Annotated in this window: 9 protein-coding genes and 1 pseudogene; 7 read left to right on the forward strand and 3 right to left on the reverse strand. The window is 35.3% G+C overall.

All coding sequences use genetic code 11. From position 1 onward, the window contains the following. Window positions 1-69 precede the first annotated feature (69 nt). Window positions 70-585, forward strand: a complete 516-nt coding sequence (locus AAGD84_RS03445) for a TIGR02281 family clan AA aspartic protease (protein ID WP_006279648.1) — start codon at window positions 70-72, stop codon at window positions 583-585. A 6-nt stretch (window positions 586-591) separates the two neighbouring features. Here the strand turns inward: AAGD84_RS03445 and secF are convergent, their stop codons facing one another. From secF to AAGD84_RS03460, 3 genes are all read right to left on the reverse strand, one after another. Next, window positions 592-1467, reverse strand: a complete 876-nt coding sequence (gene secF / locus AAGD84_RS03450; RefSeq protein ID WP_006279649.1) for a protein translocase subunit SecF — start codon at window positions 1465-1467, stop codon at window positions 592-594. A 200-nt stretch (window positions 1468-1667) separates the two neighbouring features. Further along, on the reverse strand, window positions 1668-3797 hold the full coding sequence (locus AAGD84_RS03455) for a hypothetical protein (protein ID WP_341818153.1): 2130 nt from the start codon (window positions 3795-3797) through the stop codon (window positions 1668-1670). A gap of 174 nt (window positions 3798-3971) precedes the next feature. Next, on the reverse strand, window positions 3972-6098 hold the full coding sequence (locus AAGD84_RS03460) for a heme lyase CcmF/NrfE family subunit (protein ID WP_010962452.1): 2127 nt from the start codon (window positions 6096-6098) through the stop codon (window positions 3972-3974). 168 nt (window positions 6099-6266) lie between these two features. On the opposite strand from AAGD84_RS03460, the gene AAGD84_RS03465 reads away from it, so the two are divergent. From AAGD84_RS03465 to AAGD84_RS03490, 6 genes and pseudogenes are all read left to right on the forward strand, one after another. Continuing rightward, on the forward strand, window positions 6267-7508 hold the full coding sequence (locus tag AAGD84_RS03465; protein WP_006279654.1) for a hypothetical protein: 1242 nt from the start codon (window positions 6267-6269) through the stop codon (window positions 7506-7508). Window positions 7509-7630: 122 nt separating this feature from the next. Then, a complete protein-coding gene (locus AAGD84_RS03470; RefSeq protein ID WP_022626228.1) occupies window positions 7631-8956 on the forward strand; it encodes a dihydroorotase in 1326 nt (441 codons plus the stop codon). A 198-nt stretch (window positions 8957-9154) separates the two neighbouring features. Next, window positions 9155-10339, forward strand: a complete 1185-nt coding sequence (locus tag AAGD84_RS03475) for a dicarboxylate/amino acid:cation symporter (protein WP_010082165.1) — start codon at window positions 9155-9157, stop codon at window positions 10337-10339. 3 nt (window positions 10340-10342) lie between these two features. After that, window positions 10343-10939: an orotate phosphoribosyltransferase gene (gene pyrE / locus AAGD84_RS03480; RefSeq protein ID WP_006279657.1), complete on the forward strand. Its 597-nt coding sequence runs from the start codon at window positions 10343-10345 to the stop codon at window positions 10937-10939. 97 nt (window positions 10940-11036) lie between these two features. Beyond that, on the forward strand, window positions 11037-12866 hold the full coding sequence (gene typA / locus AAGD84_RS03485) for a translational GTPase TypA (protein WP_264723349.1): 1830 nt from the start codon (window positions 11037-11039) through the stop codon (window positions 12864-12866). Between the two features lie 62 nt (window positions 12867-12928). Further along, window positions 12929-13174 (forward strand): annotated as a pseudogene (locus AAGD84_RS03490) (PD-(D/E)XK nuclease family transposase); the annotation flags it as partial. Window positions 13175-13957: the final 783 nt, after the last annotated feature.

A 13957-nucleotide genomic window follows, 5' to 3' on the forward strand; every position in this document is an offset into this window, starting at 1 on the left:
CTTATTTTTAATAATAACTTTTAACGCTGATCTTTAAAATTTATTTTAATAGCTTCAAATTTTAACAATATGAACGCGGTGAAAAATCTAGTTATTTGGTTGCTAATAATAGCCACTACTGCAATGCTTATTGATTCACAAAGGGACAAACTAAGCGACAGATTTCTCAGTACTTTTTTACCATATAAAGGAAGAATTCAAAATAGCGGTCAGAATAGTGGAAGTATTGAATTTACGAAGTCATATGATGGACACTTTTATATTCAGGCTCAAGTCAATGATCGCAATATAACGTTTTTGCTTGATACTGGAGCAACCGATATTGTTCTATCACAAAAAGACGCATTACATGTTGGTATTAACTTACAAAATGTTCAGGATTTTAAAATATATGAAACTGCGAAAGGTCAAATAAAAGCTGGAGTGGTTCAAATACCTCAAGTTAAAATAGGAAATTTTTTGATTAATGATGTACAGGCAAGCGTTAACACTCATTCTATGTCTCATTCACTACTTGGAATGAGCTTTTTAAGGTATTTTCATTTCACTATAAGAGATAATAAGTTGATATTATACCGCGACTAAACACTTCTACAATCTACTTATCAAAGCTCTGTAGGTTAATATAGGAGCAGAAATAAATATTGCAGAACAAGTGCCAATCAAAATACCAAAAAAAATGATCAAGCTGAAGTCTTTCACTGCATCTGTGCAGATTAATGCCAAAGGAAGAGCAGCAAGAAGGGTTGTACCCGAGGTTAATATAGTGCGAAATAATGTAGCGTTGATACTTGCATCTACTATCTCACTCATCCGCCCACTTTTACCACTCTTGCAATACTCTCGAATCCGATCGTATATAATTACTGAGTTATTGATTGAATAACCAATGACAGTGAGAAGAGCTGCAACTGATGAAATATTAAACTCAATGCCAGTTAGGCTAATAAAACCAACAGTTAAAATCACGTCATGAATCAGTGCTGTTATTCCACTGAATCCACATTGCCAATTAAATCTAAACCAAACGTAAAAAAATATTCCAACAATTGCGATCAACATGGATAACATTCCTTCAAATATTTGTGTTGAGCTTATTTGTGGGCCAACATAGTCTATTTTACGATAGCTTATTGAGCTCCCCAGCTTTTCTTCTAGTATGCTTTTTATCTTTTTGATTTTATCTTCATCTCCTTCATCTTTAAAACGCATGACTAAATTATCACCCGCTTTTGAACTCTGCACTGTAAAACCATTTTCTTTTAATGCATCGAGAATAGAGTGATTCTCATCTGAAGATTTTATCTCTATCAAAATTCCGCCTGCAAAGTCTATGCCTAAGTTCACTCCACGCAGCACAACAGTGAATATTGAAAAGATGATAAGAATAATGCTAATTAATGCAGTCAAATCCCTATATTTACTAAATTTTATATTGAGGTTATCTGGAATGAGTCTAAGTGCCATGCTATTTACTTAAACTTGAATTTTATATACTTTTCAAAAAATTCACTAGTTTATTCTGTGATTGTTTGACTATGTAAATTTTTCTGTCAGTTGATTCTTGTCTGTCAATTAAGTTCTATCTAGTGCAAACTTTGCAATTTTGAAGTACATTACAAGAGCAAAATACCGCCAATTTGGCCCATCATTTTATCTCTGCAAGCTTATCCCCCCCTTGCTATGTTAGCAACGCAACCTAAGCTAGGTTCCTTCATAGCAGTGTTAGGTACACTGCCATATCTTTCAAAACTTTCATGCTCTATAGCTTCCTCAACACTTTTTCCTCCTAAAAGACAGTTTTCCCCTAAACTTTTTCCCCTATTTTTTAACTCATTAAGCCTTGCTCTGTTTTCCCCATCAATCTCCACTTTTATTTTATTGCTGCCTTTCTCACTAGGACTTAGATAAATACTTATCTCTCCTACCTCAGTAGTAAAAGACATTTCAATACCACCTTTTGAGACATCCATGTAATTTCTTTTTCCCCCTATTTCTTCTACATTTTCAACTCTTACTATACTTTCTCCAATTTTGAGTATGCCAACTCTTAAATTTAAGTCTTTGGCTTTTTCATTGTTTAGGATTTCTGCAACTTCAACAATACTATCTTGCGAGTACTCTATACAAAAATATCTATTATCCTTGTCTACTCCTAATACATTTTGAGTCTGCTTGCTTTTGTTTACAATACTTTCATATGCTAAACCTTTTAGCTTGCTTTCAATTTCCTTACATTTCTCAGAAAGACCATCATCAAATCCATTACAAGTAACTATCTGCTCAAACTCATTCCCATCGAAAAAATTATGGCGTTTTACCTTCCCACCTTCTAACAATAAATTACTAACAATGCTTTTGATAATGTCCTCTTCGGACACTTCATTTTTTTTGTTACAGTTTTGATCTTTACTTTGATAGGGAAAGTTATCAAATACAAAAGTGTTACTTCTGTTACTTATATGACTACCACTAGTAAGATCTTTTATTTCTTCAAATACTGTATTTGTTACAGTTTTGTTACAACAACTACATTTTAAATTTAACATTACTTCTTTTTCTAAGTATTTAGCTACTATGCACTTAATACTTTCTGGAGTATTTTTTATATCTTTTTGTTCATTTTGTTCTGTTATACCTCTCACCTCCCCACAGCATTTATCAATCAGATCCTGTTTACTTTGAGTTAACGACATTTTTAGTTTCATAAAAAGTGAGTCTTTTAGAAAAGGATTATCATCTTCTAGGTCCCGATCATTTTCTGAATCCAAATCATCTGTTAACTCCATTGAATCAAGATTACCTGAACTATAGTACGAACCCTTTTTTGAGTCCGAACTATCTTCTGAGTTCCCATCACTATCTGACCAATTGTCAACTTTCGGAAATTCTGAGCTTTTCTGTTCACCTTCAAAAGTCTGATTACTACCACCAGCGCCCTTTGTCAAATTTTCTTTATTTTCACAAGAACCACCTAAAGAATAGCCTTGACCCTCTTCTTGATCTGAAGCACTTAATTTACTATAAGTTGCTTGACTATAACCATTGAAGTTATAACCTAAACCATTACTACCATGCTGTAAAGGATCGCTTTCAAAAGTTTGTGGATTATCACTTTCACCTAACAAACCACCATTTGTTGGATTACATACATTTTCTGTATATTTTTGATTATTTTGTGCTTCTATTTTCCTCTTCTTGTACAACGGTTCAAACTGATCAATTTCAATCGATCGTACTCGTTTCCTTGAAGGAAAGTCCTCTGGAATCTGATCCTCATCGTCAGAATTGTGACCTGAATCACAAATTACATGATCATTGCAGGTAGAATTATGCTCTTGACTAATCAAGGAAAGCTGAATTAGATTGCTAAAAACAATATTATCTAGCTGTACTGAATCAGTACTTTCAAAAATTTGTGGATTATTACTCACGTCTGGCAAATCACCTGATAAACCAGTCTGATGATTATTTTCACCTACCCAACCATCAGTTGGTGTGGGAATGCATATTCCTGTATATCTTTGGCTATCAAGAGAATCATTAGTTAATTGTACTGCTGTATAAGTTGTCCGGTCATCCTCATCATCGGAACTAATACCTGAATCATGGCCATCACCTTCTTCAATCTTTTGAGTTTCTATATCGTGTTCATTTATTTCGCTCGACGAATCATAGTTGGAAGGGTTATACTGTTGATTAGGACGTTTAAAAATTTGACGCCAATCGCTGTAAGGCTCCTTAAAATCGAAAGGAGTGCGTATAACTTTTTTCTTGCCTGATACCCCACCATTCATATTGTATAACCATTACTCACTAATCCCTTAGTGAATATCGTAATATATAGGTCTGTCAACAAAAAAATATAACTTTCTTTGGTTCTAACCTTTGCAAATCAGTATCTATAGCTCGGTAATTTCTCATACGTTGCACTCTGGACCTAGGAGTGTTGTTAATAAAATCCACGACAGCTAGACAATCCTTGCTCGTCCACTAAAAGGAAAAGCAGCAAGGAGCGAACCAAAAGCGATAAGAAAGGATCCAAGCCAGATTATAGACATTCCAGGTTTATAGTGCACTTTGGCTGCGATTTTGCTCTTACTCTTATCAATCTCTCCAATTACAACATAAATATCAGAAAGCAAATTGTGGTAGATACTGCTTTCAACATTTTTCTGACCTTCCGCAAGGTAAAATCTATATTCAGGAGTTACTTCACCTAATATCTTATTATTCAGCAAATTCCTGATATCCATTGTACCCCTCACTGCATGGAAATTTTTTTCTTTTATTAGCTCAATATTGCGTAAAGTAACTTTAAATTTATTGACTGTTATGCTATCCCCTATTTTTAAGTAATTTTCTTTTTTCTCCTGCCAACCAACTGAATAAGCTATACCAAGCACTAGAATTGCCACTCCAGCATGAGCAAGCATCATTGCATAGTAGGACTTAGAAACTCTTCTTGCTAATAAAATTGATTCACCAAATGCTACCTTAAATAAACGAATTCTTTTACTGTATGCTTCTAAAACAAAGATTAATAATGCTATGGAGATAGTAATTGATAGCACAATTATTAGCTCCATGTGAAAGATAAACGGCAAAATAGCTGCAGCACTGCAGAATGAAAATCTATATTCACGGAATATTGGCAATAGACTATTTCCCTGCCAACTGCAGTATTGCCCGATCATGGTGAGCACTAGAATAGCTAGTGCAATAGAGTTAAATAAAGAATTGTAATATGGTGCTCCAACTGAAATTAATTCACCGGTTAAATACTCAAGCACTGTAGGGTATAAAGTGCCAACGAACACGATGAAAAAGGCAGTGATGAATAATAAATTGTTCATCAGTATCATCGTAAAGCGTGAAAAGAATCTTCTACCCTCTGTCACTTGAGTAGCAAGTTTCTTTCTGGATTCCAGTGTCAAGCATTGGAATGACATCGCAGGCGTGTGATTTTTTCTCGTAAATACTACAAATATTACTAAGCTACTGACTGTAATTACACCAAGTAGAGCTAATATATATAGTCCATATCTTGGGTCATCTGCAAACGTGTGCACTGAGGTAAGTATTCCTGAGCGGACTAGAAATGTTCCAGTCACACTCAATATAAAAGTTGTAAGCGTAAGTAAAATAGCAAAGTTCCTTAAAACATTGAAATTCCGTACCACGAGCAACAAATGTGTCAGCGCTACTGCAATTAGCCACGGCATCAAAGAAACGTTTTCCACTGGATCCCAAAACCAAAATCCACCCCACCCAAGTTCGCGATATGCCCACCAGCTACCCAAGCTGATGCCCAAAGTGAGCAGCGACCAAGAAATAAGTACCCAAGGCCTGACAATTTTAGCCCAAACATTTCCTTCAGTATTTAAAATTAATCCAGCTATAGAGAGCGAAAAAGGAACGCTAAATCCAAGGTACCCCAAATATAATATCGGTGGATGAATAGCAAGGCCTATATCCTGCAATATCGGATTAAAACCCAATCCATCTGTTTCAATGCCTGGCATTTTAGTGAAGGGGCTGGATTCAATTAAAGTGAACAGCAAAAAACAAAAGCAAATCAGCCCATGAGTGATAAGAGATATTTTTTTTAATTTACTACCATTAGTTCGTTCTGGTGTCATTCCAGTGCTTGACACTGGAATCCAGTTTTTATTACACTGCCATTTGATGTACTCATTTGCAATTAAATTGTCTGGATCCCAGTGTCTGGGCACTGGGATGACAGAAGAAGAGACTGGGATGACAGAGGGGGAAACTGGGATGACAGAAGGTATATAAATATCCATTAGTAATAAATACATGACAAGCACTAAGGTCCAAAGCAACATGGACCCTTCTTTGTTTCCCCAAACACCACAAATCTTGTAGATCAAAGGTTTTGTTGTGTGTGAGTGGTAGTATACGTTTTCAAGTGAAAAATCATTTGTAATGTGGCAGTAGATCAAAATAGCCATTGACGCTGATACACAAAAAAATATGGCAGTGGTAATAAACCGACAAGAACTAAGCGGTAAAAACAAATATGTCAAAGACAATAAGCAGGCTAGCAATAGCAATATATTCCCAAGTTCAGGCATAAAAAATTATAGTTTTTATATAAACAATATTACTGATGACAAGTTAGAAGTTAAAGTGTTAATTGATGCTAGCATAATGCTCCCGTAGTTAGCTGTGCTAGTATTAATTAAAAATTAAATATTAAATCTTTATACTTTTATAGATAGCGTTAATATTGAGGTAACATTGTGGGTACAACTAAGATTAGTAAATTTCCATTCAATATAAAAGGTAAAGTGGCAAAACAACATGCCGAACCAATAATCGAAAAAAATCTCTATACTATTTTAGGATTCAAAGATATAGAAGATTTTGAAAATAAGACAAGTAAACTTGTTAATAAAAAAGTTTGGCAATCATTTGTTGACTGCTTTGCAAAAGAAATAGATTATGCAGCAACCGAAGAAGTTGTAAAAAACATCGTTTGTAACATTGCAAAGAGTGATCAAGGTAATGCTTTTACCAAAACTGAACATCTCATATTAAATGAAAAGCAAGATAATAAAAAGAGAGAAAAAGCGATTAGAAAAGCTATTAGTATTTTGAGAAAAATCAATCCAGAAAAAGCCTTTAATGAACTTTCAGTAATAAAAAAACAAGCTGAAGATTTTTTACAAACCGATTTTTGTAAAGCACAGAGTAAATCACTTCAAGGATTTGCTCCCTCTGGTGGACAGCTCTTTGCGGAAACTCTGAAATATATAGAAACACTAGAAAGATTATCCGAAGTAAAAAAAGAAGGGCTAGTTAGAGATTTCTTGTTAAATCATGTTAGTTTATTGAATAAAAAGTATCCTAAATCACAAGGTAAAAGGGAAGATGCTATAACAATACTATCAAGTGATGAGTTGAAGAATTTTTACAATAAAGGTGTAAAAGAAGGAATGTTACAACCAATGGCATCTTACAAAGGATGCAGAAACCTGTATGACAAAATGAACCAGATAAAAAATGAATCCAAAAGTATAATTAAAAGAGAAGAACGGGAAGAAAATTTAAAGAAAATAGATAAGTCGATAATCAGCGCAATTAATGACATAAAAAAACATAGAGAAGCAATCCTTAACTGTAAAGACTTTCAAAATTCTTACATAAAAGAGAAAAAAGAACATCCATTTAGAGGCAACGCATGTCAAAAAATGATTGATATATATCAAGAGAGAATTGTTGGATATCAGGAGAAAATTCGTCAAAACTTAAACCAAATAAAAGCGATATTAAAAAGTGCGCCGCAAGAAATGGATGATGTGGAAGAATTCGAGGAAATAATTGATGATATACATGAAGCAAAGCAGTGTGATGAAATTTTTGATTCAGCTTTAATTTGTTTATCGAACATACAGAATGAGCTAGATATTCAGCTGGAAAATCCTTCAACAGAACTCAGAGCTTCACACATTAACGTTAAAACTGAGCTAACTAGGTTATAAGAACCAAATCTTTAGGATAATGAAAGCACTTTAATTCAAGACAGCTCTTAGTCTGTGTTTTAATTTGGTTGTGTTTTATTAAAAAAACTTTAGATTTATTTTATAATCGATACTCAAATATAATGACTCAAACTTGGGATTTGTTGCAAACAGGACAAAAGGAAGGCTATAAAATTGCGTATACTAATGCTCGTATTATCGACCCGGAAACTAAACTTGATATAAAAGGTTCATTATTGACTGAAGGGGATAAAATTGTTGACTTTGGTGAATCATTATTTTCAACAAGTGGAGTTGATGAAACAATAGACTGTAAAGGGCTTGTTCTAATGCCAGGCCTTATTGACATTCACGTACATTTTCGTGAACCAGGCCAGGAACATAAAGAAACTATATATACAGGCAGCAAATCTGCAGCTGCGGGGGGAGTTACAACTGTAGTTTGTCAGCCAAACACTGTTCCAGCAATTGATAGCGTTATTTTGGCTAAATATTTGAAATATAGAGCACTTGAAACTTCACATGTAAACGTTGAATTTTACGCTAAAATCACCACTTCGGAAGAACACCTGACTGAAATGGCACTTTTAAAGGAAGCAGGTGCGGTTGGGTTCACCGATGATGGCATGCCAGTTATGAACCCAATGATTATGAGACAGGCGCTGCTTTATTCAAGTATGCTGAATGTTCCTATTGCTCAACATGCAGAAGATTTAAATTTATCTGCTGGTGGCGCAATCAACGAAGGTAAAATTTCTGAAGAATTGGGAGTAAAGGGGATCTTGAGTGCGTCAGAATCGGTTATGGTAAATCGTGATATACTGCTAATGAAGGATATGGAAAATGTGCACTACCATATTCTACATGTCTCTTCAAAAGATTCACTTGATGCTATTAAACGTGCAAAAGATTTGGGATTAAATGTTACGTGCGAAGTAACCCCTCATCACTTCACTTTGACTGAAGATATAGTAAAACAACATGGAGCAATTGCAAAAATGAATCCGCCGCTTCGCACTGAAGAAGATCGTTTAGCTATGGTTGAAGGTTTAAAGACAGGTGTGATTGATTGCATTGCAACTGATCACGCTCCGCATGATCGTAGTTCTAAAGATCTACCACTTGAAAATGCTGCATTTGGTATTGTTGGTCTTGAAACAATGCTGCCCCTTTCACTTGAACTCTATCACAGTGGGCAAATGGGTCTACTTGATGTGCTTGCAAAATTGACATATAAGCCTGCAGATATAATACACATACCACGTGGTCGTATACAAAAAAACCTTGCTGCAGACTTAATTTTAGTTGACCTCAATCATGAATGGGAAATTAAAACTGACAACTTTGCTAGTAAATCAAAGAATTCTCCTTTCGATGGTCGCAAAGTAAAAGGACACGTAGTACGTACTGTTGTGTCCGGCAAAACTATATACTCGCAGAAGAGTTAGTTATCATATCTTATCTATTCCAATTTGTTATCACCAGAATGGGCTAAGTGCACCTAAATTTAAATTAAGAAATCTTACACTGTCTCCGAATAAACACATCCTCTTATCTTTCCCTAATCTGTAAAGTTATTTTGTCTATCAATCTGATTCCAAAACAGCAAAATTATTGTATAATGTTACTTTGAAGTTTTATTTTCAATGCACAAGTTTGCAATACTTTTTTCTATACTGCTTGCAATAGTTGCTTACTACCTAAACAATGAAATCATATTTGAAATAGCAAAGCTATTTAGTGATATCTTTATCAGCTTGCTCAAATTAATAAGCTTACCTCTGGTTTTTTTATCCATAGTTTCCACAATTTCCGGGCTCAAAGACTCAATTGAAATCAAAGTCTTAGTTAAGAAAACACTATTTTATACTCTGCTTACAACTATTATAGCTGCGTTTGTTGCATTATCGTTTTATTTGTTAATAGATCCAGCAAGAAAAAATTTCATAAGTAATACAATAGGGAGTATTAACAGCAATAACCACAGTTATTTTTCATATTTAAAATCACTCATTCCTTCTAATTTTGTGCAAGTTTTTCTTGAAAATAATATGATTGGTAGCATATTAATCGCTTTTTTGATGGGTGGAGCTATTGTTTCACTTTCAAAAGAAAAGCAGGATATATTATATCAAGTATTCTCTGCACTTTTTGATACGCTACTTAAAATTGCTCAAGGGTTATTAAAATTTATTCCGCTTGCTGTTTGGTCTTTTATTACATGTTTTTTGCATGAATTAAAAGGCGGTAGTGAGTTCTACAATCTTTTATGGTATTTTGTTTGCATAATGTCTGCAAATTTTGTGCAGGCATTTCTGATTTTACCGCTATTTATGTGGTATAAAGGCATATCACCAATTCAAACGCTGAAAGGGGTTATGCCAGCACTCACACTTGCGTTTTTTTCTAAATCATCCAGTGCAACATTGCCAACAACTATAGAATGTGTGCAGAACAAGCTAAAGGTGCCAAAGAAATTATCGTCTTTTATTTTACCAATATGCACAACAATTAACATGAATGCATGTGCTGCATTTATACTAATCACTGTAATGTTTGTTGCAGAAATGAACGGATACGTATTTTCCTTAAGCGAAATGTTGATATGGATTTTTTTAGCTACAGGGGCTGCAATTGGTAACGCTGGAGTGCCGATGGGGTGCTATTTTATGGCAACCAGTTATCTCATGTCGATGAATGTTCCTCTGCATATTATGGGACTGATTTTGCCTATTTATACAATCATCGATATGTTTGAAACTGCAATAAATGTGTGGTCTGATGTTTGTATCACTCAGATAATTAATAAAGAATGTAATAGTGAAACTTAAAAAATGATATTAGACGAAAATAACCTAATAATAAAAGAATTTAAAGAAGCAGAAGCAATTTTGCATGGGCATTTTGTTTTATCATCCGGGCTGCATAGTGACACATACATACAGTGTGCGAAGATTTTTGAAAATCCAAGCAGAGCCATGAAAGTTTGCGCATTATTAGCAGATAAAATAAAAAAAGAATTAAATAGCTCCATAGATTTAATATTATCTCCTGCAATTGGTGGAATAATTGTGGGTTATGAGATTGGCAGGCAGCTTGGAATAAAGACAATGTTTTGCGAGCGCGTTAATGGTAAGTTTGAATTACGCCGTGGATTTAAGATCAAAAAGGGTGAGAAAATATTGCTCATTGAAGATGTAATAACCACAGGTAAATCTTCACTTGAAGCAGTGGAATGTGCAGAAGGGGAAGGAGGTAAAGTTGTTGCTGAAGCTTCTTTGATAAAGAGAAATAGTGAAACGAAACTGCCTTTTCCTGTCATATCTTTGATTGAACTGAACATCAAAAACTACAGCGAGGAAGAACTTCCAAGTGAATTAAAACAACTACCCATAACAAAACCTGGGAGTAGGGAATATTTAACAAAGTAATCCTATAATATCTTGGAAGCACAGCACAGCTTTAGTTATTTACTCCAAGTGTATTTTATGTATACTTATTACTAAATTAATTTTGAAATGATAGAAAATGAACGAATTTAAATCGATCCGAAATATAGCAATAATCGCACACGTTGACCACGGTAAAACTACTTTACTTGATAACATGTTAAAACAAAGTGGCACATTCCGCGAGAATCAAGAAGTTCAAGAACGAGTGATGGATAGTGGTGATCAAGAGCGTGAACGCGGAATTACAATACTTGCAAAATGCACATCAATAATGTGGGGTGATGAAAAAATCAATATTATTGATACGCCAGGGCACGCAGACTTTGGTGGAGAAGTAGAAAGGGTATTGTGCATGGCAGACGGCGTGTTGCTGCTGGTTGATGCTGCAGAAGGTCCCATGCCACAAACAAAATTTGTGCTCTCAAAAGCACTAAAAGCAAATTTGAAGCCAATTGTGATAATCAATAAGGTCGATCGACCAGACAGCAGAATTGATGAAGTATTAAATGAAATATATGAGTTATTTTTTAACCTTGATGCAACCAACGAGCAGCTAGATTTTCCAGTGTTGTATGCTTCAGGTAGAAATGGCTGGTGTGCTAAGGAGCTTTCTGATGAAAGGAAAGATTTAAGCCCATTATTTTCAACGGTTATAGATTATATAAAACCTTCTGTTTATGATCAAAATGCACCTTTTGCTATGCTGGTCACTCTACTTGAGTCTGATAAGTTTCTTGGCAGAATATTGACAGGAAAGGTTTATCAGGGCGTTGCAAAAGTCAATTCGGATCTTAAGGTGCTTGACCTCGATGGCAAAGTAATTGAACGAGGAAGATTAACTAAGTTGCTCTCATTTTCTGGCTTGAAACGCATTCCAGTAGAACAAGCTGTGGCGGGAGACATAATTGCAATTGCAGGACTTGAGGAAGCTTCGGTTTCAGATACTATAGCAGCACCAGAGGTTACAACTGCAGTAAGCTCAACTCCAGTTGATCCGCCGACAATGGCGATTACTCTGAGTGTTAATGATTCACCTTTTGCTGGGCAAGAAGGTACAAAGCTTACCTCAACTGCTATAAAGGATCGCTTATACGCGGAGGCAGAAACAAATGTTGCAATTACTGTGACTTTGGCACCAAGCGGTGAAGCATTTGAAGTAGGTGGACGTGGTGAGCTACAGCTTGGGGTGTTAATTGAAAATATGAGGAGAGAAGGTTTTGAGCTTTCGGTATCACGCCCTCGAGTGCTATTTAAGGAAGAAGATGGCAAAAAACTTGAACCTATAGAGGAAGTAGTAATTGATGTAGATGATGAATATAGTGGAATCATCATGGAAAAACTCAGCTTCCGTAAAGGTGAAGTAACTGACATGAGACCTTCTGGTAATGGCAGGACAAGATTAACGTTTTTAGTGCCATCAAGAGGATTAATCGGTTATCAAGGAGAGTTTTTAACTGATTCTCGTGGCACAGGCATAATTAACCGTTTATTTCACAGTTATGCTCCACATAGAGGTCCAATTTCTGGAAGGCGCAATGGAGTTTTAATTTCTACAGATAAGGGTGAGGCTGTGGCATATGCAATTTTCAATTTGCAAGACAGGGGAATTATGTTTATTAAGCCACAGGATAAGGTATATTGTGGCATGGTTGTCGGCCAGCACAGCCGTGACAATGATTTGGAGATAAACGTGCTAAAAGGTAAACAATTAACCAATGTAAGAGCATCAGGTAGTGATGAAGCCATAAAACTCACTCCTCCAAAGATAATGACACTGGAGGATATGATAGCGTATATAGACGATGATGAATTGGTAGAAGTAACCCCAAAATCTATACGTTTACGCAAGAAATTCCTCGATCCAAATGAACGCAAACGTGCAGGAAGGGCAAAGAATAAGGAGTAATCAGAGGTTGAACATTTGCGAAAAATAGTGTATAATTATTCGTCTCCTAATTGTATTTAATTATGGCCTTTTCGAAATTTCTCGATCCAAAAAACAATTTTGCGTTCAAGAGAATATTTGGCACTGAGAAAAATAAAGATATTCTCATTCACTTTCTCAATGATATATTGGACTTCGCTGGCAAAGATGAAATAGAAGAAATAGAATTTCTCAGCACTATCATGGATGCTGAGATTGCCTCTAAAAAACAAAGTATTGTTGATGTTTTCTGTACTGATTCTGCTGGAACCCAGCTAATTATTGAAATGGTGCGACCTGAAAGTCTTCGGTCATATTGTTTAAAAGGAGAGGAATTCCTTCAGAAAGAAACTAAAAGAGTTCTAAAACTTATTAAACCAGATGTTTTGCCATCTGAGTCTACGCATCAGTGCGAATCGGGTAACCGGTTGGTGCCAAGCGATGCGGACAATGAACCTCCTCTTGAAAAAGAAGATGCTCAATCGTGAAAGGAGCATAAACTACAAGCATCATGTGGTTGGAGAGCTAGGCTTAGTGGTATGGTGAACGTAAGTGAAGCTTCATAAGTATCGTAACGATTAAAGAGCTAAAGATGCTGATAAGCTCCGACCAAAAGGTAATGTGACATTTTTCATTTCTGGATGTACGCAAATCACCGGTATAGAGAAGTCACCTAACCCACTGTTGTATGACAGAAGGAACAGGGTAAGCCTGTATTTCCGCCTATATGGCAAGCAAACCGCAAGGAACGCTGATGAAAATGCAGGTAAAGGATAATGGAGAAAGCGAATGCCATTTTGTAACGAAATGGATAGAATTTGTAACATTAATTCGCGTGAAAACGAGCAGACTTTCATTTGGTCCCTCGTGACAAGAAACTTTGTTAACCACTTGAGGTAGAGAAGCAGATGACCTTACCCACAAAAATGATGAAGAAATTAGGAATATTTTTTACAAAAAGGACAATACTAACAAAAGAACTTTATTCTATTTAGAATATAAAGTTACAATAAATTTTCCTGTCATCTCCAAATAAATTACATTAACTTAGTATTGTATATTGTTAATAACTT

The organism is Wolbachia endosymbiont (group A) of Andrena fulva (genome assembly GCF_964026815.1).
Lineage (GTDB): Bacteria > Pseudomonadota > Alphaproteobacteria > Rickettsiales > Anaplasmataceae > Wolbachia > Wolbachia pipientis.

Excerpts from the sequence above, each read along its gene's own strand:
- AAGD84_RS03445 (WP_006279648.1), top strand. The coding sequence starts at position 70 with ATGAACGCGGTGAAAAATCTAGTTATTTGGTTGCTAATAATAGCCACT.
- secF (WP_006279649.1), bottom strand. The coding sequence starts at position 1,467 with ATGGCACTTAGACTCATTCCAGATAACCTCAATATAAAATTTAGTAAA.
- AAGD84_RS03455 (WP_341818153.1), bottom strand. The coding sequence starts at position 3,797 with ATGAATGGTGGGGTATCAGGCAAGAAAAAAGTTATACGCACTCCTTTC.
- AAGD84_RS03460 (WP_010962452.1), bottom strand. The coding sequence starts at position 6,098 with ATGCCTGAACTTGGGAATATATTGCTATTGCTAGCCTGCTTATTGTCT.
- AAGD84_RS03470 (WP_022626228.1), top strand. The coding sequence starts at position 7,631 with ATGACTCAAACTTGGGATTTGTTGCAAACAGGACAAAAGGAAGGCTAT.
- AAGD84_RS03475 (WP_010082165.1), top strand. The coding sequence starts at position 9,155 with ATGCACAAGTTTGCAATACTTTTTTCTATACTGCTTGCAATAGTTGCT.
- pyrE (WP_006279657.1), top strand. The coding sequence starts at position 10,343 with ATGATATTAGACGAAAATAACCTAATAATAAAAGAATTTAAAGAAGCA.
- typA (WP_264723349.1), top strand. The coding sequence starts at position 11,037 with ATGAACGAATTTAAATCGATCCGAAATATAGCAATAATCGCACACGTT.